The organism is Pseudomonas sp. Nvir (assembly GCF_963778085.1).
GTDB lineage: Bacteria > Pseudomonadota > Gammaproteobacteria > Pseudomonadales > Pseudomonadaceae > Aquipseudomonas > Aquipseudomonas juntendi.
This window is the reverse complement of record NZ_OY970405.1, coordinates 932,442-956,855: the sequence shown is the minus strand read 5'-3', so window position 1 is coordinate 956,855 and position 24,414 is coordinate 932,442. Positions and strand designations below refer to the sequence as shown.

The window sequence follows — 24,414 nt, the reverse complement described above, 5'->3', positions numbered from 1 at the left end:
AGGTGCGACTCATGCTTGATCCTCGGGGCCGCGTGGCGCCGGATTGCGGGTGATGAACATGGCATCACCGTAACTGAAGAAGCGGTACCCCTGCTCCACCGCCGCGGCGTAGGCGGCCATGGTCTCGGGGTAGCCGGCGAAGGCCGAGACCAGCATCAGCAGCGTGGACTCCGGCAGGTGGAAGTTGGTGACCAGCGCGTCGACCACATGGAACGGCCGACCCGGGTAGATAAAAATATCGGTGTCGCCGCTGAACGCCTTGAGCACGCCGTCGCGCGCGGCACTTTCCAGCGAACGCACGCTGGTGGTGCCCACGGCGATCACCCGGCCACCGCGAGCGCGACAGGCCGTGATGGCATCGACTACGTCCTGGCTCACTTCGAGCCACTCTTTGTGCATATGGTGGTCTTCGATCTTGTCGACACGCACCGGCTGGAACGTGCCGGCGCCCACGTGCAGGGTGACGAAGGCGCGCTCCACGCCCTTGGCGGCGATTTTTTCCAGCAGCGCTTCATCGAAGTGCAGGCCGGCGGTAGGCGCGGCCACTGCACCGGCACGCTCGGCGTAGACGGTCTGGTAGCGCTCACGGTCGGCGCCCTCGTCAGGGCGGTCGATATAGGGTGGCAACGGCATGTGCCCGACGCGGTCGAGCAGTGGCAGCACCTCTTCGGTGAAGCGCAGCTCGAACAGTGTGTCGTGGCGGGCGACCATTTCGGCCTCGCCACCGCCATCGATGAGGATGACCGCGCCCTCTTTCGGCGCCTTGCTGGCCCTTACGTGAGCCAGCACCCGGTGGCTGTCGAGCACGCGTTCGACCAGCACCTCCAGCTTGCCGCCAGACGCTTTCTGGCCGAACAAGCGGGCCGGGATGACCCGGGTGTTGTTGAACACCATCAGGTCGCCGGGGCGCAGGTACTCAAGCAAATCGGGGAATTGCCGGTGTGCCAGCACGCCGCTCGGCCCATCGAGGACCAGCAGACGGCTGCCATGGCGCTCGGCCAGTGGGTGGCGGGCGATCAGGGAATCGGGGAGTTCGAAGGAAAAATCGGCGACGCGCATGATGATGTTCGGTTCGGCAGGGCCGGGAAGTTTAGCCCAATGTGTGAAAATTGACCATGAAAGCCGATTGACCGACCAGCGGCAGCTCTCTATACTGCGCGCCACACGCCCTGATGGCGGAATTGGTAGACGCGGCGGATTCAAAATCCGTTTTCGAAAGGAGTGGGAGTTCGAGTCTCCCTCGGGGCACCAAAATCCGGAAAAAACCGACCGTATGGTCGGTTTTTTTTCGCCTCGCAAAACTACCCCTCGTCTTGACGCCACCGCCACGGCGCCGGGCCTCGCCCCGATACCCCGATTCAATTGGCTACCCTTCTGATTAGCCCTTAAGCTGTCATTCGTCGGATATATCACGAAAGGATTGTCCGAATAATGGCACTTAGCCATAGTTGCGCACCCTTCCCCTCAATCCTGTGTGAACCATGAAAGCTATAGCGCCCTGTGTGGCAGCAATGATGCTGCTGGGTGGGTGCAATGGAGTGCCAACGTCTTACGTTTCCGATCCCGTCTACAGCCAGGCATTCGTGGTCACCTCCGGTGCTCCGCTGCCAATGCTGCTGATGGCCAGCGCCATCCAGTGGAACGAGGATTACGCAGTAACCGCCAAACACACCCCCTTCCTGCCCAACGTGGTTCACGAAGGCCTCGGTGATGTGGTGTTCTTCAAGCACAAGGCTGCGACGGTACCGGCCTGGCGCCAGTACGTGCCGGGCGAGGCCGTGACGGCGGTCGGCTACAACAGCTTGATGATGCCGATGCAAGGCAAGGGCCATGCCCTGCCGTCGCTGGTTCGGCTGGAAGGTACGCCTGGCAGTGTCTTCTACTCGGTACACGATGGCCCGATCACCAAAGGCATGTCGGGTGGGCCGGTGTTTGCCGACGATGGCAAGGTCGTAGGCATCAACGTGGCCATCATCCCGACCAGCGAGATCGACGCTGGCAGGCGCCCCGACCTGATCGGCAAGGAACGCATCAGCGTGTTCATGTCGTTCAACGAGATCGACAAGGAGTGGCGGCGCTATCAGTACCTGCTGGCACGCAAGGCCAAGCCGAGGGCGCCGGCTGCGGTCAAAGGCTACGTGGCGGTGGCCGCCAAGCCGTGAATCGGGGCGCGGTGCTGGATGGAAAGCGGCCTATGATGTGAGGCTGATGGCCTCTTCGCGGGTAAACCCGCTACTACAAGGCCTGCGCGGGATTTGAGCCTGCGCTCGGGAGGCCCGAGTGCCATGCTTCAATCACGACACCGCCGGCCTGCTGCTCTATCCACAGCTGGGCTTCACACCATTCGGCATCATCAAGTGGCCACCCAATCGTATCCTTATGGATACACCCGCTCAAGGATGGCGAACCTTCGGCGCCCCTCGACGTCCCATCCTGCATCCCCCGCGTTCCGAGGTCCCCCCGCGTGAAAGACGTCATCGCCCGCAAGTACCGCCTGGTGGTGAAGACCATCGGCTACATCGGCTGGTCGCTGTTCTGGCTGCTGATCTGGGATGTGCTGGTCACCATCGACTTCATGCTGTTCTTCAACAGCAAGTTCACCTTGCCGCTGATCCCATTGACCCTGCTGGGTTCTGCGCTGGTAGTGCTGGTGAGCTTTCGCAACAGCAGTGCCTACAACCGCTGGTGGGAAGCACGCACGTTATGGGGCGCGCTGGTGAACAGCTCGCGCAGTTTTGCCCGGCAGACGCTGACCCTGATCGATGACACGGACGACGGCCTGAACCCGGTCAAGGCCACCCTCCTGCGCCGGCATGTCGCGTATGTGAACTGCCTGGCGGCACACCTCAAAGGTGAACCCTGCCCGGAGGAACTGATGGCTTTTATCCCGCCGGCGGAGTTCGAACGGCGCAACCGCTCGAACAACTTCGCCAACGACATCCTCAGCGGCTCGGCGGCCTTGCTGGCCCGGGAGTACCAGGCCGGGCGGCTGGACAGCATTCGCCTGGCGCGGCTGGAGGCAACCCTGGTGGACCTGTCCAATGCCCAGGGCGGCATGGAACGGATTGCCAATACGCCGCTGCCGTACCCTTATGTGTATTTTCCGCGCCTGTTCATCACCTTGTTCTGTCTGATCGTGCCGGTGGGGCTGGTGGAGTCGCTGGGCTGGTTCACACCGCTGGCGTCGACGGTGGTGGGGTTCATGTTGCTGGCCATCGAGCGGATCGGTACCGACTTGCAGAGCCCGTTCAGGTTCAGTGAGCACCAGATCCAGATGGACACCATTTGCGAGACGATCGAGCGCAACCTGGAATCGATGCAGCGCGAGGCGCAGTGTGGCGAGGTGGTGGGAGCCTGATGGATTTTCGGGCTGCCTGGCGGCCCTGGCTATCGGTCAGGCCCGCACATAACGCTGGCGCAACACATCACTGAGCAGGTCCACCAGCAACACCAGCACCAGCATGCCAAGGATCACCGTACTGGCCTGGGCTTCCTGGAACAGGCTCAAGGTGGTGTACAGCATCTGCCCCAGCCCCCCGCCCCGACAAACCCCAGCACGCTGGCCATGCGAATGTTGTTCTCCCAGCGGTACAAGCTATACGCCAGCAACTGCGGCCACACATTGGGCAAGGTGCCAAAGCAGAAGGCCGCCACCTGGCTACCCCCCTGCAAACGGATCGCCGCCGCAGGCTCTGGCGGCGCGTTCTCCAGCGCCTCGGCAAACAACCGCCCCAGTACCCCGGCAGTGTGCAGCGCCAGGGCCAGGGTGCCTGCATTGGGCCCAAGCCCGGCGGCCAGCACGGTCAGCGCCGCCCACACCAGCTCCGGAATGGCGCGCAGGGCATTGAGCAGCAACCGCGCAGCGCCCTGCAACGGCCAACCGAAGCGGCCCGCCGCCGGCAGCGCCAGCAGCATCCCCATCATCATCGCCAACAGGGTGCCCAGCCCGGACATGGCCAGGGTCTCCAGCGCCCCGTGCCATACCGCCTTCAGGTGCCCGGCAGACCAGTCAGGGTGCAGGAAGCGCCCGGCGTATTCGCCCATCTGCCCCAGGCCGCCATTGCCGACAAGTGCTTGCAAGTCCAGCTGCAGGTACGCAAACGAGGCCGCTACCGCCGCCACGATGGCCCCCAGCAGTAGCAGGTTGATCACCCGGTTCATGCCAACCTCCAACGCAGCAAGCGGCTGAGCAGGTCGGCCAGGATCACCAGCAACAGGAACGTCAGCAGCATGCTGGCAACCTCGGCACCCGCAAACATGCGCATCGACAGGTCGATCTGCTGCCCCAGCCCCCCGGCGCCAACAAAGCCCATCACCACCGAAGCCCGTACCGCGCATTCCCAGCGGTACACGGTGTACGACACCACCTCGGCGGCGGCATTGGGCAGGATGCCGTAGAGGAACGCCGCCAAGCGCCCGCTGCCCGCCTGCAACAAGGCATGTGCCGGGCGCTGGTCGACCGATTCGAAAATCTCGGCATAGACCTTGCCGAGCATGCCGCTGTAGGTGATGGCAATGGCCAGTACCCCTGCCGTCGGCCCCAACCCTACCGCACGCACGAACAGCAACGCCCAGACTATCTCGGGCACGCTGCGCAGGAAAATCAGCACCCCGCGCACAGGCAGGCGTACCACCCGTGACCCTAACCCGGCCCGTCCGCCCCTGGATGCAGCGCGCAACGACAACGCCCGGCTGGCCAGCAAGCCAGCCGGGATTGCCAGCAGCAATGCCAGCGCCATGCCGGCAGTCGCCACGGCCAGGGTCTGCAACGTGGCGTCGTACAGCAATGCAAGAAAATCGGCGTCGTGGGCCGGTGGCCAGAACGCGCGGGTGAACTGGGCGATCTGCTGCCGGTTCTCTGCCTGCAACAGCACACCGGGGTTCAGCTCGCTCAACCGTATACCCGGCCACAGGACTGCCACAGCCAGCACGGCCAGCAGCAACCGCGGCAATAAGGCCGGGTCGCGGGTGCTGGCTTTCAGCATCGCGGAATCTGCACGGTCAGGGGTGCCCCAGGGGCTGGCGGCGAAGCCAGGTGTTCGTTGGCGTACAGTGCATCCAGCATCTGCCTGGTAACCGCAGTGGCCGGGCAGTCGAACGCCACCTGCCCCTCGCGAATACCGACCACCCGAGGGAAATGCGCCAGCGCCAGCTCCACCGCATGCAGGCTGGCCACCAGGGTAACGCCATGGCGCTGGGCATGGCGGTTGAGCAAAGCCAGACTGTGGTCGGCCAGCACCGGGTCCATGGCCGACACGGGTTCGTCGGTGAGCAGTACCTGCGGCCGTTGATACAACGCGCGCGCGATGCCGACCCGTTGCAACTGCCCGCCGGACAGTTGCCCACATTGCACGAACAGCTTGTCGGCCAGGCCCAGTTCAGCCAGAACCTGCCGAGCGCCTGCGACATCGCTGGGGTACAGCAGGTTGAACAAGCCGCGCAGCAGCCCCCACTGCCCCAGGCGCCCTGCCAGCACTGCCGTGACCACCCGTTGGCGCGGCGGCAAGGGTGGCGCCTGGTGTACCAGGCCGACCCGCGCACGTAAGCGTTGACGCGCCCGCACCGACAACGCCCAGGGCTGCTCGCCGAGCAGTTCCAGGCGCCCGCTGCCAGGCCGCACGGCCGTGGCCATCAGGTGCAGCAAGCTGGACTTGCCCGCGCCCGAAGGCCCGATGATGGCCACGCGCTCGCCTTGGTCGATCTGCAGGCTGACGGCATCGAGAGCGCGCACCTGACCGTGGCGCAGGCCGGCGCCATGCAGCTGGATGGCCGCGTTCGAGGCTGTCACTTGAGCAGGCCGGCCTCACGCGCCGCTTGCTCGGTGCCCACGTAGTTCTCGGCCTTGGTCTCGATGAAGCGGCTGGCGGCCTGCAGGTCGAGAATCGCCTTGTCCGCCGGGTTGGCCGGGTCGAGGGCGAGGAAGGCCTTTTTGATCTTCTCTTTCAGCGCCGGGTCCATGTTGCCGCGCACGGTCCAGTTGTAGTCGAAATAGGTCGGTGTGGTGGCGAAGACCTTCACCTTGCTGGTATCGACCTTGCCGGCGTCCACCAGCTTCTGCCAGACGCTGGCATTGAGCACACCTGCGTCGACCTTGCCCGCCTGCACCCACGCCACGGTGGCGTCATGGGCACCGGAATAGGCCACACGGCTGAAGTAGTCCTCAGGCTTGATGTTGTCTTGCTTGAGCATGAAGTAGCGCGGCATCAGGCTCCCGGACGTGGACGAGATGGAGCCGAAGGCAAACGACTTGCCCTTCAGGTCGGCCAGGCTTTTCACGTTGGGGTCGGCGGTGATGAACTTGGAGGTGAACTGCGCATCCTGCTCACGCTGCACCAACGGCGTGACGGTCGGGTCCTTCAGGTGAACCTGGACGAAGGTGAACCCACCCAGCCAGGCCAGGTCGAGGCGGTCGGAAGCCAGCGACTCGACCACAGCCGGGTAATCGGCCACCGGCACGAACTTCACTTCCATGCCCAACTGCTTGGCCAGGTACTCGCCCAACGGCTTGAACTTGCGCTGCAGTTCGGTGGGTGCTTCATCTGGGATGGCGCTGACCCGCAAGGTTTCAGCGGCCTGCACGACAACGGCACAGCAGGACAGCACAAGGCCAGCGGCGAGCGCCAGGGGGCGTTTGAGCATGGGGGGTTCTCCGGTTCAATGGCGGGGAAAAGCGGCTGCAAGTCGCAAGTCGCAAGCTGCAAGCTGCAAGCTGCAAGCTGCAAGCTGCAAGCAAAAGCAAAAGCAAAAGCAAAAGCAAAAGCAAAAGCAGCCTGCATGTGGCTTTTGCTTTTGCTTTTGCTTGAAGCTTGAAGCTTGAAGCTGGCCCAAGGAATTATAAGAGGCACAGGCGCAAAGGCCAGCTTTGCTACAATCGCGCAACAAATTGACCTGCTGAGGTACGTATGAGCGAGCCGATTCGCCTGACCCAGTACAGCCACGGTGCCGGCTGTGGCTGCAAGATTTCCCCCAAGGTGCTGGACGTGATCCTCGCTGAAAGCGGCACCCAGGCCCTGGACCCGAAACTGTGGGTCGGCAACGCCTCACGCGACGATGCCGCGGTATACGCACTGGACGACGAACGTGGCGTGGTTTCGACCACCGACTTCTTCATGCCGATCGTCGATGACCCCTATGACTTCGGTCGAATCGCCGCCACCAACGCCATCAGCGACATCTACGCCATGGGCGGCGACCCGCTGATGGCCATCGCCATCCTTGGCTGGCCAGTCAACGTGCTGCCACCGGAAGTCGCCCGCGAAGTCATCCGCGGTGGCCGTGCCGTGTGCGCTGAAGCCGGTATTCCACTGGCCGGCGGCCACTCCATCGACGCTCCCGAGCCCATCTTCGGCCTGGCTGTCACCGGCGTGGTCAGCAAGCGCCACCTCAAGCGCAACGACACCGCTAGCGCCGGCTGCCAGCTGTACCTGACCAAGCCACTGGGCATCGGCATCCTCACCACTGCCGAGAAAAAGGCCAAGCTGCGCGCACAGGACCAAGGCCTGGCCCGTGACTGGATGTGCACCCTCAATACCCCCGGCAGCCGCTTTGGCAAGCTGGACGGGGTCAAGGCCATGACCGACGTCACCGGCTTCGGCCTGCTCGGCCACCTGGTCGAACTGGCAGAAGGCAGCGGCCTTACCGCGCACCTGGACTACGCCGCTGTACCGCGCCTGCCCAGTGTCGACCACTACCTGGCCGAGGGTTGCATCCCCGGCGGCACCCTGCGCAACTACGACAGCTACGGGCACAAGATCGGTACGCTCAGCGACGACCAGAAGCACCTGCTGTGCGACCCGCAAACCAGCGGTGGCCTGCTGGTGGCAGTTACCCCGCAAGGTGAAGCAGAGTTCCTGGCGGTGGCCGCCGAACTGGGCCTGCAACTGGCGCCGATCGGCAAGCTGGTCGAGCGACAGAGCCACGCGGTCGAGGTGATCTGATGCGCCCCGACTGCACCGATTTTCGCCAGCTGTTCCTCCACGACGTGCCGATGATGGACATGCGCGCGCCGGTCGAGTTCGCCAAAGGCGCCTTCCCTGGCGTGGTCAACCTGCCACTGATGAACGACCAGGAGCGGCAGAAGGTCGGCACCTGCTTCAAGCAACAGGGCCAGGCCGCCGCCATCGCGCTGGGCCACCAGTTGGTCAGCGGTGCTACCAAGCAGGCCCGCCTGCAAGCCTGGGTAGCCTTTACCCAGGCGCATCCCGAGGGCTACCTGTACTGCTTCAGGGGCGGCCTGCGCTCGCAGATCGTGCAGGGCTGGCTGCGCGATGAAGCGGGCATCCAGTACCCACGCGTCAGAGGTGGCTACAAGGCCATGCGTAACTTTCTGCTGGGGACGACCCAGCAGGCGGTGGCCCAATGCGATTTCGTGCTGGTCGGCGGCCTGACCGGCACCGGCAAGACCGATGTGCTGCAGCAACTGGACAACGTGCTCGACCTGGAAGGCCACGCCAATCACCGCGGCTCCAGCTTCGGCAAGCGCGCCACGGCGCAGCCGGCGCAGATCGATTTCGAGAACCAGTTGGCCATCGATGTGCTGAAGAAGCGTGCCCGAGGGGTCGAGCAGTTCGTGCTGGAGGATGAAGGCCGTATTGTCGGCAGTTGCACGTTGCCGCTGGAGCTATACCAAGGCATGCAGCGGTATCCGCTGGTGTGGCTGGAGGACAGCTTCGCTAACCGCGTGGAACGCATTCTTCGCGACTATGTGATCAACCTGAGTGCCGAGTTTATGGCCGTGCATGGCGAGGAAGACGGTCGCCGCCTGTTTGCCGAGCGCATGCTGCAGAGCATGGCCAACATCCACAAGCGCCTGGGTGGCGAACGCTACCAACGGCTATCGGAAGTTCTGCGCCAGGCCCTGGAAGAACAGCAGCGCAGCGGCGCGGTGGACCTGCACCGGGGCTGGATCGAGGGTTTGCTGAACGAGTACTACGACCCGATGTATGCCTACCAGCGGGCAGCCAAGGCCGAGCGCATCGAGTTTGCCGGGGATGCCGTGGAAGTGCGCGAGTACCTCAAGGCCCGGGCACTGCGCCAGCCACACCTGTAAAACCAGGGTCGCTTCGCGCCCCATCGCAGGCAAGCCAGCTCCACAGGGATCGCATTAGGGCTGACAGGTGTTTGCCACAAGGTATGGCAGCGCCTGTTAGAGCGAGCGCCGCCCGCGCGGCGCAATCGCGAGCTGCGCTCGCTCCTACGTTTGTTTCGGGCCAATTATTCCTGTGGGATTTGCGCGCGAACGCCTTGGTGCATGCCTCAATATCGCGCCGTACAAACAAGGCGGCCGCGCGCGCCTGTCACAGGCGTTACTGGCCCGAAACAAACGTAGGAGCGAGCGCAGCTCGCGATTGCGCCGCGCGGGCGGCGCTCGATCTCACAGGCGCTGAAGATGCTCCGGCTACCCTTGCCAGAAACCATAGAATCTCCCACCTCGATCGCATCGACTTCAAATCCTGTGCAATCCCTGGGGGAGCAACTGTCTTGCTCAAAAGCCATAAGCTGGCGCAATCCATGTGGGAGCTGGCTTGCCGGCGATGAGGCCAGTCCAGGCAATACAAGTCAGTTGCTCCCAACACTACCCCTGTGGGAGCGGGCATGCCCGCGAAGAGGCCCGTACAGGCAACTCACTGCCCCGGGCTAAGCACCCGCTCCAGCTCCGCCGCGCGGTCGCGGGTCATGCTCATCATGCAGGTACCGCCTTCCAGCTGCGCCATGGTCCCGCCACTGGCCTGCACATGAAACTGGCAATTGCCATCGCGGTACGCCAGCCACTTGCGCTGCACATCGCGCAAGCTTTTCTGCTGCCCGGCATCCAGCTTGCCCATCAGTTGCTTATACACCCGGTTCAACCGCTGGTCCTGCACCTGCGTCTCGGCCCCGATGCACTCACTCATGGCCACCGTGCTGGAGGCCTTGTCCATGCACTGCACGTACGCCGCCGTGTAGTCATCGGCCACGGCCAATGGCAGCACGCAGGTCAGTGCCAGCCCTGCCAGGTATTGCTTGCACATGCCTACTCTCCTTTTAGGTATCAAAGCGTCTGGGGTTGCACCGGCGGCATCAGCACCTTGCCCGGCTCGAATTGCAGCGCTGGCATCTGTGTGGCGGCATAAACCGCCACACCCAACGCCGCAATCAAGGCCACATCAAGCCAGTTCCAACCGGGCATGTCCTCAGCGCTGCGGGCCTTCCAGCAATGCCAGGCCTGGCCCAGGCAAAACACGCCCATCGCCGCCAGCCACAGGTAGAAGCCGGCACCAAACCCGCTCAGGTCATGGAATTCATAAGTCTGGTTATCCGGCAGACGGGTGATGCCGAAGCTGCTGCCCGCCAGGTAAGCCGCCGCCAACCCGGCCAGCAAAGCCAGCCGGCGAAAGCGCCGGTGGGCAAGGATGGCCAACGCCAGCAGCGGGTTGGCAAACCATTGGTGCAAGCCGAAGGGCAAGCCCCATGGCCCGTACAGCAGCATCTGCAGCGCCGGCATGTGATGCCCGCCATTCATGTGCGCGCCGTTGAAGAACAGGGCGAGCAAGTACAGCAGCAGGCTGATGCTCAGGTAGAAAACGGGCAAAGGGCAAATTCCTAGGCGACTGGGGGCTCAAGCAGCAGACCATAGATGCCGGAGTCGGACAACTCACCGGCCACGCACCAGCGCGCCCGCAGGGTGCCTTCAAGCACGAAACCTTGCCGTTCCAGGGTGCGTGCCGAGCCTTGGTTGCGCGGGTCGATCTCACCTTCCAGGCGGCGCATGTGCAGGGTGTTGGCCAGGTAATCGATGAAGCAGGTGAGCGCTTCGTCCATGTAGCCCCTGCCCTGCACGGCGCTGGCCAGGCAGTAGCCGATCTCGCCACGGCGGGAAACATCGTCGATGTTGAACAGCTGGACCATGCCGATGAGTTCACCGTTGTCGCGGCGGTACATACCCAGCTTGAGCTGGTCGCCATTGGCATAGGCTTCGCGGTCGGCGGCCAGGGCGCTTTCGGCCTCAGCCAGGTTTTGCCAAGGGGCATGGTGCCAATAACGCATGACCTCGGGGTCGGCCATGATCGCCAGCCACTGCGCGGCATCGGCATGGCGCATGGGGCGCAGTTGCAGGCGCGGGCTGTCGAGGCAGAGGTCACTGGGGAAACTGCGGGGTGGGGTCACGCCGGATCTCCTGTCCATTGCTGGGGAGATGACAGTTTAACGTCAAGCGCGAGGTTACGGCATCCCGGGGCTGCTGCGCAGCCCATCGCGACACAACACCTGAGCTTTGCGCAGTACCTGTGGGAGATTCTATGGTTTCTGGCAAGGGTAGCCGGAGCATCTTCAGCGCCTGTGAGATCGAGCGCCGCCCGCGCGGCGCAATCGCGAGCTGCGCTCGCTCCTACGTTTGTTTCGGGCCAGTAACCCCTGTGCCAGATGCGCGCGGACGCCTTGTGCTTACGACGCGATTTTGAGGCATGCGCCAAGGCGTTCGCGCGCAAATCCCACAGGAATAATTGGCCCGAAACAAACGTAGGAGCGAGCGCAGCTCGCGATGCGCCGCGCGGGCGGCGCTCGCTCTAACAGGCGCTGCATACCTTGTGGCAAACACCTGTCAGCCCTAAGGCGATCCCTGTGGGAGCTGGCTTGCCGGCGATAGGGCCAGTGCAGGCCAGCGAAAAAGCGTCAGGCCACCTCGGCCCCATCATCCGGCCAATGCGGCTCGTTGGCCCCAGGCGGTGTCAGCGGTGGCAGCCCATATGCTGCCCGGGCGGCGTCACAACTGGGGTTGTGCACCCCACCCTCCCACGACGCCTCGAACTCACGGCACGGGCTGGAGCGGTTGGCATAAATGGTACAGGCCACCTCTTTGCCGACCTCGCCCTGAAGAGCGATACAGCGGCACGGCTTGGCATCGGTGCCGATCATGGCCACACGGGTAGGGTTGACCTGCACCACCAGGTCATCCGGGACAACGCCCCCGGCAGACTGGCATTCGCCCCAGAAGAAAGACACACGGAAGTACCCGCAGCAGGCGCCGCAGTCAAGGCAAGGGTTGTATTCGGACATGATGGCACGGAGGGAAGGTTGTTGTTATCGGGTCTGGCCCGCGGCGCCATTCTCAGTCCAAGCAGGGGCGGCTGGATAGAGGGGCAACGCAAAAAAAATTGCCGCTGATCCGGCCGCCTGGCAACGCTAGCAGATGGCTTTGTAAGTGTCGGCGTCCCAGCGCTGCAAGGCCAGGCCCGCGCTGGGTTCGTAGGCTGCACCCTGCACCTCGCTGAAGCGCATGGGCGCTTGGCCACAGTGCACCAGGCGGTTGTCCTTCTCACCCTCGGTGAGCACGGTATAGGACGCCTTTCGCATGGCCTGGTACTGGTCGTCTGCCGCCGCCATTTGCTGGTGATACTGCATCAGCTGGCTGTCGGTCAACGCCAGGCGCTTGCCCAACTGCACACCCCAGCGGGCCAGGCAGACTTCGGCAAAGTGGCGAACGATCAACCCCGGCTCAGCCAACACCTTGCCCGCGCCCGCGCCGTCAAGCGATGCGTTGCCTACCAGCGTGGCGTGCCGGCCAGGCATTGGATAGATGCAGATGCGTGTAGTGCTCGCCACGGCAGGAACCACGCAGGCAAACCCTTTGGAACGCTCATCCCGTGAATAGAACCCCACGTACTCCTTCACATTGCCGGTCAGGCTGACCCGCTGCTGCTGCACATTGCCAACGCCCGGTACCGGGTCGATGGCAAAGATGTTCACCGGTATGTCGCGCAGTACAGGGTCTTGTGCCATGGCATTGGCCAGCATGTGGCAGCTGATCCCTCCCCTGCTCCAGCCCACCAGGTTGACCTGGGTCGGCAGGCGCGGCTTGCGGAACATGCTGATGATGCCCTCCTGCAATTGCTGCGGTGTGGGGTGGCGGGCGCCGTAGCTGTAGTTGCGCCAGAACCATGAAGCCGCAGACCCGGCATCCGGTATCGGCACCCCGGCTTGCTTCAGCCGCTCGTATTCTTCCTTGCTCAGTTCGTTGCGCTGCCAGTTGCTTTCGCCTTTGATCACCTGCAGCACGTGGTTGACGTTTTCTTCCCAGCCGCGGCCAAACAGCTGCCCGGTCCAGTTGTAATAGCCACCAGGTTCCACGAACAGGTTGTCATCCTGAAGGTTGCCGCTGCCTGGACCATCGACAGCAATCCAGTGGGCGAACTCGTGGCCCTGCTCGTTGCTGGCCAGGGTCGAAACCAGCTCGCCGTTCCAGAAATTGGGGTTGGCGTGGTCGAAGCGGTGCGAGCCGGTGCCGCAGAAATAGGCGGTGAAGACACTCATGGGGGGATCCCTTCGGTGAGAAATGAGTGCCGAAGGTAGGTTGGCTGAGGCTTGGAATGCAGGCGGAAAGCTCGCCCGGCTGAAGACCCTGGGGCTGCTTTGCAGCCCTTTCGCGACACAAGGCCGCTCCCACCGGTACAGCGCAGCTTTCGGATGCTGCGTGGTCCCTGTGGGAGCGGCCTTGGGTCGCGATGGCCTTACTTGCGGACCAGCCCGTCAGCCCGGAACATCTGCCGGATGCCGCGGATGGCCTGGCGAATGCGGTCCTGGTTCTCGATCAGGGCAAAGCGCACATGATCATCGCCGTAATCACCAAAACCGATGCCCGGCGACACGCATACCTTGGCCTCGGCCAGCAGCTTCTTGGAAAACTCCAGCGACCCCAGGTGCGCATACGCCGGCGGAATCTTCGCCCAGACGTACATCGACGCCTTGGGGTTCTCGACCATCCAGCCCAACTCGTGCAGGCCTTTGACCAGCAGGTTGCGGCGCTGGCGGTACTGCTCGGCAATGTCGCGCACGCACTGCTGGTCGCCTTCCAGGGCAGCGATGGCCGCCACCTGCAGCGGGGTGAAGGTGCCGTAGTCGTGGTAGCTCTTGATCCGCGCCAGCGCATTGACCAGCTCGGGGTTGCCGACCATGAAGCCAATGCGCCAACCCGCCATGTTGTAGCTTTTGGACAGAGTGAAGAACTCCACCGCAATGTCCTTGGCGCCCGGCACCTGCATGATCGACGGGGCTTTCCAGCCGTCATAGACGATGTCGGCATAGGCCAGGTCATGCACCACCAGCACACCATACTGCTTGGCCAGTGCCACCACACGCTCGAAGAAGTCCAGCTCTACGCACTGCGCGGTGGGGTTGGACGGGAAGCCAAGGATCATCATCTTCGGCTTGGGTATCGACTCGCGAATGGCGCGCTCAAGCTCGTTGAAGAAGTCCACCCCCGGCACCAGCGGCACGGAGCGCACCTGGGCGCCGGCGATCACCGCGCCGTAGATGTGGATCGGGTAGCTGGGGTTGGGCACCAGCACGGTGTCGCCCTGGTCGAGGGTGGCGAGCATCAGGTGCGCCAGGCCTTCCTTCGAACCGATGGTGACAATGGCTTCGCTCTCCGGGTCGATGTCGACTTCGTAGCGCTCCTTGTACCAGTTGGCGATGGCCCGGCGCAGGCGCGGAATACCGCGCGAGGTGGAATAGCCGTGGGTGTCTTCACGCTGGGCAACCTGCACCAGCTTCTCGACAATGTGCGGCGGCGTGGCGCCATCGGGGTTACCCATGCTCAGGTCGATGATGTCCTCGCCACGGCGGCGGGCAGCCATCTTGAGCTCGGCAGTGATGTTGAAGACGTAAGGGGGGAGACGATCGATGCGCGCAAAGCGGCGCGGCGAACCTGGGTTGGCCATGGTTTCCTCTGAGAACGTAAGCGCCCGGAACCGTCCGAGCGACGCTGGCCGACATGGCGGCCTGGATCAGAAGATAGTGCCGAGACAGGATACCTGTAAAGGACAAAAACCTGTTTTGTTAGATCTTTTCAGAAGTATTTTTTGAAAATACAGGATTTATGTTTTCCTGCGCTGGCCTCTTCGCGGGCTCGCCCGCTCCCACAGGGTTACCCGCAGCCCCTGGGCCTGCGCCGTGGCCGGCACAGGAAAACACCCATAAAAAAACCCCGGCACATGGCCAGGGTTTTCGTGAAACAGGCAGCTATTTCAGCGTGCGTATGTCATCAGCACGTCCGCAGCGGTTTGGCTGTCCACACCCATCATCACGCTCAGGGCAGTGACGGTGAGGATGGAGAAGCCGAACACCTTGCGCGCCCACTTGCTGTCGTCCTCGGCCTTGTAGCCACCCCAGGCCATGTACAGCCAGTACAGGCCCATGGCAGCTGCCACGGCCAGATAGCCGAGGCCGGCGTAACCGCCGAGGGTGAGCATCAAGGTAGCGAGCACGAAAGCCAGTACGTACAGCACGATCTGCTTCTTCGCCGCCAGAATGCCGCGCGCCACCGGTAGCACCGGAATGTTGGCAGCGCTGTAATCCTTGAAGCGGAAGATGGCAATGGCAAAGCTGTGCGGCATTTGCCACAGGCTGAACATCACCAGCAGGGTTACCGCAGCCAGGTCGAAGCTGTTGCTCACGGCGCAGTAGCCGATCACCGGGGGCATGGCACCCGACAGGCTGCCGACCAAGGTGCCGTGCACCGACTTGCGCTTCAGCCACAGGCTGTAGAAGCCGACGTAGACGACGAACCCTACTGCTGCGCAGAACGCCGACAGCGGGTTGGCCTGGACATACAGCAGGCTGAAACCCGCCACCCCAAGCAGGGTGGCGTAGATCAGCGCGAGGGGCAGCGACATGCCGCCCTGAACCATCACGCGGTTCTTGGTGCGCTCCATCTTGTGGTCGATGTCACGGTCGATGCAGTTGTTGAACACGCATCCGGACGCTACCACCAGCGAAGTACCGATCACCGCCGCCAGGAACAGGGCGAAATCCACATGGCCCTTCGAGGCAAGGAAGAAACCGCCTGCCACGGAAAGCACGTTACCGAAAATGATCCCCGGTTTGGTGATTTGGATAAAGTGCTTAACGGACATGCAGTCTTACCTCACTTGGCCAGCATTTCGAAGTGGATGCTGAACATGATCCACAGCGACAGGCCGACCAGCAGTGCGATCACCAGCGTGGTGAACAGGAACGTCGATACGTTGTTGCGTTGCTCTTTCGAGCGGTCCATGTGCAGGAAGTACACCAGGTGCACAACCACCTGGATCACGGCCATGGCAACGATGATCAGAACGGTCAGGTTCTTCGGCAGGCTGGCGGTCATGGCCAGGCCGAACGGGATCGCGGTCAGGATGATCGACAGTACGAAACCGATCATGTACGACTTGACGCTGCCGTGATTACCTTCGTGATGAGTGTCGTGTGCGTTAGCCATTACAGAACCCCCAGCAGGTAAACGACGGTGAATACGCAGATCCAGACCACGTCCAGGAAGTGCCAGAACAGGCTCAGGCAGCTCATGCGGGTCTTGGCGGTCGGCGTGATGCCGTGCTTGTTGATCTGGTACATCATGATTGCCATCCAGATCAGACCAGCAGTCACGTGCAGGCCGTGGGTACCTACCAGGGCAAAGAAGCCCGACAGGAAGCCACTGCGCTGCGGGCCGAAGCCCTCGCCGATCAGGTGATGGAATTCATAGATTTCCATCGCGATGAAGCCTGCACCGAACAGGAAGGTCACAGCCAACCAGCCCAGCACACCTGCTTTCTTGCCATCGAACATCTTCAGCATGGCGAAGCCGAAGGTGATCGAGGACAGCAGCAGGAACAGCGTTTCAACAGCTACGAAGTCGAGCTGGAAGATGTCGTGACCCGACGGGCCGCCGGCAAAACTGCCGGACAGCACCGCGTAGGTGGCGAAGAGCGACGCAAACAGGATGCAGTCGGTCATCAGGTACAGCCAGAAACCCAGTACGGTCATCTGGCCCGAGTCGTGGTGGTGGTCGTCATGCCCATGGTCGTGACCATGAGCTGCGCCGCCGTGCATTACTTGACTGGACATTGATTACACCCGCTCAAACGATTCGACACGTGCGCCGGCAGGCAGAGCACCTGCTTTGGCCAGCGCTTTCATACGCTCGCCTTCGATGCGCGCCACTTCTTCGGCCGGAACCATGTAGCCCTGGTCGTCACGTGCAGCGTGGCGAACGAAGACCGCGATGGTTGCAACCAGGCTCGCGCCCACCAGCCACCAGATGTGCCAGATGAAAGCGAAGCCGAAGACGGTCAGGAACAGGCCCATGAACAGACCGGTAGCAGTGTTGCTCGGCATGTGGATGGCTTCGTACTTGGCCGGAACCTTGTACGCAACGCCTTCTTCCTTGGCTTCGTGCCAGCAGTCCAGGCCAACTTTCTCAGGCATGTGAGCGAAGTTGTAGAACGGAGGTGGCGAAGAAGTCGACCATTCCAGGGTACGGCCGCCCCATGGGTCGCCGGTCACGTCCAGGTTCTGGTTGCGGTCGCGGACCGAAACGTACAGCTGGATCAGCTGGCAAGCGATACCGAACAGGATCAGCACGGCGCCGACAACGGCTACGTACAGGTAGGGTTCCCACAGTGGGTTGTCGGAGTGGTTCAGACGACGGGTCATGCCCATGAAGCCCAGGGCGTACAGCGGCATGAACGCAACGTAGAAGCCCGACAGCCAGAACCAGAAGGCAGCTTTGCCCCACTTCTCGTTCAGGGTAAAGCCGAAGGCTTTCGGGAACCAGAAGGCGAAGCCGGCGATGTAGCCGAATACCGCGCCACCGATGATCACGTTGTGGAAGTGCGCAATAACGAACAGGCTGTTGTGCAGAACGAAGTCAGCACCTGGAACGGCCAGCAGTACGCCGGTCATGCCACCGATGGAGAAGGTGACCATGAAGCCCAGGGTCCAGAGCATCGGCGGGGTGAAGCGCACGCGGCCCTGGTACATGGTGAACAGCCAGTTGAACAGCTTCACACCGGTCGGGATGGAGATCAGCATCGTCGCCAGGCCGAAGAAGGTGTTGACGCTGGCGCCGGCACCCATGGTGAAGAAGTGGTGCAGCCATACCGCAAAGCCAAGGATGGCGATCGCGCCCGATGCGTAGATCATCGAGTGGTGGCCGAACAGGCGTTTGCCAGAGAACGTCGAAGTCACTTCCGAGAACACGCCGAAGGCCGGCAGGATCAGGATGTAAACCTCAGGGTGACCCCACGCCCAGAACAGGTTGACGTACATCATCGGGTTCCCACCAAGCTCGTTGGTGAAAATGTGGAAGTCCAGATAACGGTCAACAGTCAGCAGCGCGAGTGCAGCAGTCAGGATCGGGAACGATGCAACGATCAGGACGTTGGCCCAGGTGCAGGTCCAGGTGAAGATCGGCATGTCCATCAGCTTCATGCCAGGTGCGCGCATCTTCATCACGGTGACGAGGAAGTTCACGCCGGTAAGCGTCGTACCCAATCCGGATAGCTGTAGCGCCCAGATGTAGTAATCGACACCTACCCCAGGGCTGTACTGGATGCCTGCGAGCGGCGGATAGGCAACCCAGCCGGTCTTGGCGAATTCACCAACGCCCAGCGAGATGTTGACCAGCAGCACGCCTGCCAGCAGCAGGTAGAAGCTCAGGGAGTTCAGGAACGGGAAGGCAACGTCACGTGCACCGATCTGCAGAGGAACCGCCAGGTTCATCAGGCCGGTGAAGAACGGCATCGCCATGAAGATGATCATGATCACACCGTGGGCGGTGAAGATCTGGTCATAGTGTTCAGGCGGCAGGTAGCCTTCGGAGCCACCGGTTGCGGCAGCCAGCTGGGTACGCATCATGATGGCGTCGGCAAAGCCGCGCAGCAGCATGACCATCGCGACGATGATGTACATCACGCCGATCTTTTTGTGGTCGACAGTAGTCAGCCACTCGCTCCACAAGTAGGTCCACTTGCGGAAATAGGTGATAAGACCGACGACAGCGATACCGCCGAGCGCGATCATGGCAAGCGTCACCATGACTATCGGCTCGTGATAGGGTATCGCCTCCAGGCTTAATTTACCGAACATCTCTTACTCCTCTGCACCGGCAGCTGGTTGCATACTCGATTCCACACCCTTGGTTGTGGCCAGATCTTTGCTGCCAGCTTCTTCGTGGCTACGGCCGCGGTTCATGCCTTCGTACTTGTCTACGATCAGCTGGAACTGCTCTGGCGATGCCTCGCTATACAGCGCGACTGGGTTGTTTTCGCTTGGTTTGGCCAAGGCTTCGTATTCGGCCTTGTCCAGCTTCTTCGGCGACTGCTTGACCTCGGCGACCCACTTGTCGAAGTCTTCCTGGGAAGTGGCAGTAGCCTTGAATTTCATGCCGGTGAAGCCAGCACCGCTGTAGTTGGCGCTGATACCGTCGAATTCGCCGTTTTCGTTGGCGATCAGGTGCAGCTTGGTGGTCATGCCGGCCATGGCGTAGATCTGGCCGCCCAGGCCCGGGATGAAGAACGAGTTCATCACGGCGTCGGAGGTGACGCGGAAGTTGACCGGGGTGTTAGCCGGGAAGACGATCTTGTTGACCGTGGCAATGCCCTGCTCCGGGTAGATGAACAGCCACTTCCAGTCCAGCGCGACCACGTCGATCTGTACCGGCTTGACGTCGGAGTCCAGCGGACGGTACGGATCCAGCTTGTGGGTGGACTTGTAGGTGACGTAACCCAGGGCGATGATGATCAGGATCGGGATGATCCACACCGCGGCCTCGATCTTGGTCGAGTGCGACCAGTCAGGGGTGTAGGTGGCAGCCTTGTTGGAAGCACGGTACTTCCAGGCGAACGCCAGGGTCATGATGATGACGGGCACCACCACCAGCAGCATAAGCCCGGTAGCGATCAGGATCAGGTTCTTTTGCTCAATGCCGACCTGGCCCTTCGGGTCGAGCAGGGTCCAGTTGCACCCACTGAGTAAAAGCATGCCTAAAAAGGGCAATATGCCAAACAGTCTGGGGTAACGCTTTTTACTCATCTCACGACCTCTAGATCAGCTTGCTTCAATGCAATTTGTGTTTTGGTAGCCAACACTTCGTCCTGCCAAGTGAGGCATGTCGCGCCCGTACTCGCTCCTGCCTGGGTCTGACTGCAGGACCTTGGCTCAAGCGGGTTAGCGGTGCTTTTGGTTTCGTAGGCAACAGGCCTGTACTTCAGACCAAGTCCATTTGGTGCGGGAAAACGCGGAGGGGGGTCCGCCCGGTATCGCCGTTGGGCGAAACTTGACGAAGTCAGCAAAAAGAAGCGCTGGGGCTTCCTTCAATCCTGCGACTCGCAAGCAGTGCCGAACGGGAATTGGGGGCGATTGTAGTTAGGTCGCCAACCCTTGACTATGACTTATTGAGCAACAGTCTTTTACAGAATCTGCAACAATGGCGACTGATTATTCAACTTCGCGACAGTTTGTCGCACCCCGCTTGCCAGGCCTCAAAGCCGCATGCTGCAAGGCTTTGAGATTGATCCAGATCAAGCGGGCGGCAACTTTTCCCTGTTCTCGCGGCCTGTAAAAGACCCCACGCAAATCGGGACTTTTGTCTAAGCCTGGCGGCGGTTTCGGTAGATGCCAAGCGGCACCAGCACAGCGGTCAGAACGAAGGCTACCAGCGCCCATTGCGCCAGCGACAATCCGAGGATCGGCGGGTATGGCGTGCTGCAGAAGCCGTCGACCTGGAAAGCCAAGGGCCACAGCTTGGCCAGCGGCAGGTCATCGACGATCGGCTGGAGCGTATCGATACCACAACTGACCATCGGGTTGGCGAGTATATACACATGGTTGCCAGCCGCAATCATTCCGCCAATGGCACTGAGCACGACCAGGGCCTCGAAGAAGGTCAGGCTACGGCGCCCGGGCATGGCCGCCGCGATGAACGCGAACACGGCAATGAACAGCAGTGCGTAGCGCTGCAGGATGCACAACGGGCACGGCGCCTCGCCCAGTACCACCTGCATGTAGAGCGCGCCGCCGATCAGCGAAATGCAGATCAGGCCCAGCAGCACCAGAAAGCGCCGTTCCCGATTCAGGCGCGATGTTTGTTCGTTCATTACCGGTTCCTTCGATGGAAAGTGGCAGCGTGGTCCGCCTGCCCTGGCGCAAGTCTACACGCTGAGCGGGGCCTGTGAGCGTGCCGAGGAAGCGGCGTGATAGCACTGCGCAGGGCTATCCGGTGTGGCTGAGACCGGCCAGAACGAGGTCGGTTCAACGGCGGGCGGCAAAAAACCAGCGCCCGGGCGCCGCGCAGGGGCAAGCCCCTCGACACCCGGGAGTGAAGGATACCGTGATTAAAGGATGATTAAGAATGAAAGCGGCGCTGGTGCTTTCATCTTTCCTTTATATATAGGCACAAAGGTGTGATGCGTGGCATGCCGCTGGAAATGCATAAGGCTGGACCGGCCCTATCGCCGTCAAGCCGGCTCCCACAAGGAACATTACAAGCCCCAAAACCTGCTCAGTCCCCGTGGGAGCCGGCTTGCCGGCGATAGGGCCGGTACGGCCACTCCATCACTCCAGCGCCGCCGCCGGCCCGAAGAACTCGTAGCGGCTCTGCTGTTCCGGCACGCCCAGGCCCTTGAGCTGGCGCTTGACCGCCGCCATGAAGCCCTTCGGCCCAAGGAAGTACGCATCCACGTCCCGTTCACGCGGCAGCCACTCGGCCAGCAGGTCTTCGCTCAGCACGCCCACGGCATCGGCCGCATCACCATCCGGCTCGGCATAGCAGTAGAAGCGCTTGAGCTGCGGGTGGCGCGCCGCCAGGCCATCGATCCAGTCACGGAAGGCATGCACCGCACCATTGCGTGCGCAGTGAATGAAATGCACCTGACGCCCGGTGTGCAGGGCGGCCTGCAGCATCGCCAGGGTCGGGGTAATGCCCACACCGCCACTGATCAGTACCAGCGGCTTGGCACTGGCAGCCAGGGTGAAGTCACCTGCTGGCGGGAACAGTTGCAGGGTATCGCCAACCTGCAACTGGTCATGCAGGTAGTTGGACACCTTGCCGCCCGCCTCGCGCTTGACGCTGATGCGGTACTCCTTGCCGTCGCACAACGCCGACAGCGAATAGTTGCGGCGCTGTTCGGCACCGTCGATGTTCAGTTTCAGGCCAATGTACTGCCCGGGCTCGGCCTTGAGCACCGGTTTGCCGTCTACAGGGGCGAAGTAGAACGAAACGATTTCGCTGCTTTCCTGTTCGCGGCGCACCAGGCGGAACTCGCGGGTCCCGCGCCAGCCACCTTCGGCCGCTTCCTTTTGCTGGTAAAGGTTTTCTTCGGCACCGATCAGGATGTCGGCCAACTGACCATAGGCAGCGCCCCAAGCCTCGATCACCGCCGGGGTGGCAATGTCCTTGCCCAGCACTTCCTCGATGGCGCGCAACAGGCAACTGCCGACGATCGGGTAGTGCTCCGGCAGAATCTGCAAGGCGACGTGCTTGTTGATGATCTGCCCGACCAGGCCGCCGAGTTGCTCCAGCTGGTCGATGTGGCGAGCATACATCAGCACGCCGTTGGCCAGCGCGCGCGGCTGGTCGCCGCTGGCCTGGTGGGCCTGGTTGAACAGCGGACGCACCTCGGGGTACTCGCTGAGCATCATCTTGTAGAAGTGAGTGGTCAGCGCTTCCCCGCCGCTTTCCAGCAGTGGGACTGTGGCCTTGATGATCGCACGTTGGTCGGCATTGAGCATTGCGGTGACTCCTGGGCCTAGGGCTTCAAATGATGCCTAGGTCATTACACCAATCATGCCAACTTAAATTTCCAATTAAATCAGACACTTGAGACCAACCATGTCAAAAAGACGCAGTAGGCCGTATAGTCATAAAGACCTACTGGAGTCCATATGACCACAAAGCCTTTGCTCACCACGTTGCTGCCACTGGTCAGTGATCTGTCCCGCGAATTGCCCGACCAGGAGCGCTATCGCCGCCTGTTGCAGGCCATGCGCAGCCTGCTGCCATGCGATGCCGCCGCGCTGCTGCGCCTGGACGGCGAATGGCTGGTACCGCTGGCCGTGGACGGGCTGAGCCCCGATACCCTCGGCCGGCGGTTCCGGGTGAGCGAACACCCGCGCTTCCAGATCCTGCTCAGCCGCCCCGAGCCCACCCGCTTCGCCAGCGATTCCGAGCTGCCCGACCCCTATGATGGCCTGGTGACCGCCGTCGCGGCCTCGCTCGAAGTTCACGACTGCATGGGCTGCCCGTTGATGGTCGATGAGCGCCCATGGGGCCTGGTCACCCTCGATGCGCTGACCCCGGGGCAGTTCCAGAGCCTGGAGCTGGATGCCCTGCAAGCTTTCGCCAGCCTGGCCGCCGCGACCGTAACCGTGGCCGAGCGTATCCACCACCTGGCCCTGCGTGCCGAAGACGAACATCACCGCGCCGAAATCTACCGCCAGGCCAGTGGCCAGCACCAGGAGCTGATCGGCCAAAGCCCGGCCCACAAACGCCTGGTGGAAGAGATCCGCCTGGTCGGTGGCAGCGACCTGACGGTACTGATCACCGGCGAAACCGGTGTTGGCAAGGAGTTGGTGGCGCAGGCCCTGCACCAGGCCAGTAGCCGCGCCAACCAGCCGCTGGTCAGCCTCAATTGCGCAGCCCTGCCGGACACCCTGGTGGAAAGTGAGCTGTTCGGCCATGTGCGCGGGGCCTTCACCGGCGCGCACGGCGAGCGCCGCGGCAAGTTTGAACTGGCCAACGGCGGCACGCTGTTCCTCGACGAAGTCGGCGAACTGCCGCTGACCGTGCAGGCCAAGCTGCTGCGCGTTTTGCAAAGCGGTCAGTTGCAACGCCTGGGGTCGGACCGCGAGCACCGCGTGGACGTGCGCCTGATCGCCGCCACCAACCGTGACCTGGCGGCCGAAGTGCGCAACGGCAACTTCCGCGCCGACTTCTATCACCGCCTCAGCGTGTACCCGCTGCAGGTACCGCCACTGCGCGAACGTGGGCGTGATGTGCTGCTATTGGCCGGCTACTTCCTCGAACAGAACCGTTCGCGCCTGGGCCTGAACAGCCTGCGCCTGAGCAGTGAGGCCCAGGCCGCGCTGCTGGCGTATGCCTGGCCTGGCAACGTGCGCGAACTGGAACACCTGATCGGCCGTTCAGCGCTCAAGGCGCTGGGCCAACACCCCGACCGGCCACGTATCCTGACCCTTGAGGCCAGCGACCTGGACGTGCGTACAACGGCACCGGCGGCCGCAGCCACGCCCCTCCCTGCCCCGCCGCTGTCGGTAGCCAACCTGCCCGAGGGTGGCCTGCGCGAGGCCGTCGACAGCTACCAGCGCCAGGTGATCGAAGCGTGCCTGCAACGGCATCAGGACAACTGGGCGGCAGCGGCGCGCGAGCTGGGTCTGGACCGTGCCAACCTCAGCCGCTTGGCCCGTCGGCTGGGGCTTCGCTGAGGTTTATCTACAAAAGGATTAACCCAGAAAGCCATCTGGTTGCTTCCCGCCTGGCTGCTATATCTCCCTAACCACCCCACTCTCGGCTGCCTGGTCGAGGCTGTGCGTAACACCCCTGCACGGGTCCTGTTACTGCGGTTGTAGCCCGATAACGGGCTGGGGGATCCGGACACCAGCAGGGAG

General features: G+C 62.5%; 23 protein-coding genes, 1 tRNA gene and 2 pseudogenes. 8 read left to right on the top strand and 18 right to left on the bottom strand.

Annotation, left to right across the window (positions count from 1 at the left end; genetic code table 11):
* Positions 1 to 9: 9 nt before the first annotated feature.
* The gene (gene queA, locus AACG97_RS04695) at positions 10 to 1,059 is read right to left on the bottom strand and encodes a tRNA preQ1(34) S-adenosylmethionine ribosyltransferase-isomerase QueA (RefSeq protein WP_009682050.1); all 1,050 of its coding nucleotides are present in this window, start codon (positions 1,057 to 1,059) and stop codon (positions 10 to 12) included.
* Between the two features lie 107 nt (positions 1,060 to 1,166).
* Between queA and AACG97_RS04690 the strand changes: the two genes are divergently transcribed.
* The 4 genes and pseudogenes from AACG97_RS04690 (at position 1,167) to AACG97_RS04675 (ending at position 3,358) form a co-directional block, all read left to right on the top strand.
* Positions 1,167 to 1,251 (top strand) — tRNA-Leu (locus AACG97_RS04690).
* 263 nt (positions 1,252 to 1,514) lie between these two features.
* Positions 1,515 to 2,162 carry a trypsin-like peptidase domain-containing protein gene (locus tag AACG97_RS04685; protein ID WP_033690164.1) on the top strand — a complete coding sequence of 216 codons (648 nt, stop codon included), beginning with the start codon at positions 1,515 to 1,517 and terminating at the stop codon, positions 2,160 to 2,162.
* A gap of 103 nt (positions 2,163 to 2,265) precedes the next feature.
* Positions 2,266 to 2,382, top strand: a pseudogene (locus AACG97_RS04680) (GNAT family N-acetyltransferase); the annotation flags it as partial.
* 82 nt (positions 2,383 to 2,464) lie between these two features.
* A complete protein-coding gene (locus tag AACG97_RS04675; RefSeq protein WP_047150158.1) occupies positions 2,465 to 3,358 on the top strand; it encodes a bestrophin family protein in 894 nt (297 codons plus the stop codon).
* 36 nt (positions 3,359 to 3,394) lie between these two features.
* Here the strand turns inward: AACG97_RS04675 and phnE are convergent.
* The 4 genes and pseudogenes from phnE to AACG97_RS04655 form a co-directional block, all read right to left on the bottom strand.
* Positions 3,395 to 4,161: pseudogene (gene phnE, locus AACG97_RS04670) on the bottom strand (phosphonate ABC transporter, permease protein PhnE).
* Positions 4,158 to 4,985 carry a PhnE/PtxC family ABC transporter permease gene (locus AACG97_RS04665; protein ID WP_054890553.1) on the bottom strand — a complete coding sequence of 276 codons (828 nt, stop codon included), beginning with the start codon at positions 4,983 to 4,985 and terminating at the stop codon, positions 4,158 to 4,160. The pseudogene phnE and the gene AACG97_RS04665 overlap by 4 nt, the downstream one beginning before the upstream one ends.
* Entirely contained in the window at positions 4,979 to 5,788 is an 810-nt protein-coding gene (locus AACG97_RS04660; protein WP_054890552.1) for a phosphonate ABC transporter ATP-binding protein, read from the bottom strand. The genes AACG97_RS04665 and AACG97_RS04660 overlap by 7 nt, the downstream gene beginning before the upstream one ends.
* Entirely contained in the window at positions 5,785 to 6,639 is an 855-nt protein-coding gene (locus AACG97_RS04655) for a putative selenate ABC transporter substrate-binding protein (protein ID WP_054890551.1), read from the bottom strand. The genes AACG97_RS04660 and AACG97_RS04655 overlap by 4 nt, the downstream gene beginning before the upstream one ends.
* A gap of 18 nt (positions 6,640 to 6,657) precedes the next feature.
* Between AACG97_RS04655 and AACG97_RS04650 the strand changes: the two genes are divergently transcribed.
* The 3 genes from AACG97_RS04650 to mnmH all read left to right on the top strand — a co-directional run bounded on the left by AACG97_RS04650 (position 6,658) and on the right by mnmH (position 9,049).
* Positions 6,658 to 6,810 carry a hypothetical protein gene (locus AACG97_RS04650; protein WP_225786120.1) on the top strand — a complete coding sequence of 51 codons (153 nt, stop codon included), beginning with the start codon at positions 6,658 to 6,660 and terminating at the stop codon, positions 6,808 to 6,810.
* A 92-nt stretch (positions 6,811 to 6,902) separates the two neighbouring features.
* On the top strand, positions 6,903 to 7,937 hold the full coding sequence (gene selD, locus AACG97_RS04645; protein WP_029887425.1) for a selenide, water dikinase SelD: 1,035 nt from the start codon (positions 6,903 to 6,905) through the stop codon (positions 7,935 to 7,937).
* Positions 7,937 to 9,049 (top strand): tRNA 2-selenouridine(34) synthase MnmH, encoded by a 1,113-nt coding sequence (mnmH, locus tag AACG97_RS04640; protein WP_197885750.1) that lies wholly within the window; start codon positions 7,937 to 7,939, stop codon positions 9,047 to 9,049. Before selD ends, mnmH begins: the two co-directional genes overlap by 1 nt.
* Positions 9,050 to 9,623: 574 nt before the next feature.
* Here the strand turns inward: mnmH and AACG97_RS04635 are convergent.
* The 13 genes from AACG97_RS04635 to hmpA form a co-directional block, all read right to left on the bottom strand.
* Positions 9,624 to 10,010, bottom strand: coding sequence for a lysozyme inhibitor LprI family protein (locus tag AACG97_RS04635; protein WP_054890549.1), 387 nt, complete (start codon positions 10,008 to 10,010; stop codon positions 9,624 to 9,626).
* Positions 10,011 to 10,030: 20 nt separating this feature from the next.
* Positions 10,031 to 10,570 (bottom strand): hypothetical protein, encoded by a 540-nt coding sequence (locus AACG97_RS04630; protein ID WP_125855768.1) that lies wholly within the window; start codon positions 10,568 to 10,570, stop codon positions 10,031 to 10,033.
* Between the two features lie 11 nt (positions 10,571 to 10,581).
* Entirely contained in the window at positions 10,582 to 11,145 is a 564-nt protein-coding gene (locus AACG97_RS04625) for a GNAT family N-acetyltransferase (protein ID WP_009681616.1), read from the bottom strand.
* 504 nt (positions 11,146 to 11,649) lie between these two features.
* Positions 11,650 to 12,033, bottom strand: a complete 384-nt coding sequence (locus AACG97_RS04620; protein ID WP_029886718.1) for a YkgJ family cysteine cluster protein — start codon at positions 12,031 to 12,033, stop codon at positions 11,650 to 11,652.
* 126 nt (positions 12,034 to 12,159) lie between these two features.
* Positions 12,160 to 13,287, bottom strand: a complete 1,128-nt coding sequence (locus AACG97_RS04615; protein ID WP_054890291.1) for a hypothetical protein — start codon at positions 13,285 to 13,287, stop codon at positions 12,160 to 12,162.
* Positions 13,288 to 13,484: 197 nt separating this feature from the next.
* Complete coding sequence (gene alaC, locus AACG97_RS04610; protein ID WP_009682133.1) at positions 13,485 to 14,693, bottom strand: alanine transaminase; 1,209 nt, start codon at positions 14,691 to 14,693, stop codon at positions 13,485 to 13,487.
* A 306-nt stretch (positions 14,694 to 14,999) separates the two neighbouring features.
* Positions 15,000 to 15,887, bottom strand: a complete 888-nt coding sequence (gene cyoE, locus AACG97_RS04605) for a heme o synthase (protein WP_029886721.1) — start codon at positions 15,885 to 15,887, stop codon at positions 15,000 to 15,002.
* Positions 15,888 to 15,898: 11 nt separating this feature from the next.
* Positions 15,899 to 16,231 (bottom strand): cytochrome o ubiquinol oxidase subunit IV, encoded by a 333-nt coding sequence (cyoD, locus tag AACG97_RS04600; protein ID WP_003248599.1) that lies wholly within the window; start codon positions 16,229 to 16,231, stop codon positions 15,899 to 15,901.
* Positions 16,231 to 16,857: a cytochrome o ubiquinol oxidase subunit III gene (gene cyoC, locus AACG97_RS04595; protein WP_029886722.1), complete on the bottom strand. Its 627-nt coding sequence runs from the start codon at positions 16,855 to 16,857 to the stop codon at positions 16,231 to 16,233. Before cyoC ends, cyoD begins: the two co-directional genes overlap by 1 nt.
* A 3-nt stretch (positions 16,858 to 16,860) precedes the next feature.
* On the bottom strand, positions 16,861 to 18,879 hold the full coding sequence (gene cyoB / locus AACG97_RS04590) for a cytochrome o ubiquinol oxidase subunit I (RefSeq protein ID WP_009685201.1): 2,019 nt from the start codon (positions 18,877 to 18,879) through the stop codon (positions 16,861 to 16,863).
* Positions 18,880 to 18,882: 3 nt separating this feature from the next.
* A complete protein-coding gene (gene cyoA, locus AACG97_RS04585; protein ID WP_054890292.1) occupies positions 18,883 to 19,824 on the bottom strand; it encodes a ubiquinol oxidase subunit II in 942 nt (313 codons plus the stop codon).
* 557 nt (positions 19,825 to 20,381) lie between these two features.
* Entirely contained in the window at positions 20,382 to 20,888 is a 507-nt protein-coding gene (locus tag AACG97_RS04580; RefSeq protein ID WP_009685199.1) for a disulfide bond formation protein B, read from the bottom strand.
* A gap of 457 nt (positions 20,889 to 21,345) precedes the next feature.
* The gene (gene hmpA, locus AACG97_RS04575) at positions 21,346 to 22,521 is read right to left on the bottom strand and encodes an NO-inducible flavohemoprotein (protein WP_115293404.1); all 1,176 of its coding nucleotides are present in this window, start codon (positions 22,519 to 22,521) and stop codon (positions 21,346 to 21,348) included.
* A gap of 153 nt (positions 22,522 to 22,674) precedes the next feature.
* On the opposite strand from hmpA, the gene norR reads away from it, so the two are divergent.
* A complete protein-coding gene (norR, locus tag AACG97_RS04570) occupies positions 22,675 to 24,231 on the top strand; it encodes a nitric oxide reductase transcriptional regulator NorR (RefSeq protein WP_110678782.1) in 1,557 nt (518 codons plus the stop codon).
* Positions 24,232 to 24,414: the final 183 nt, after the last annotated feature.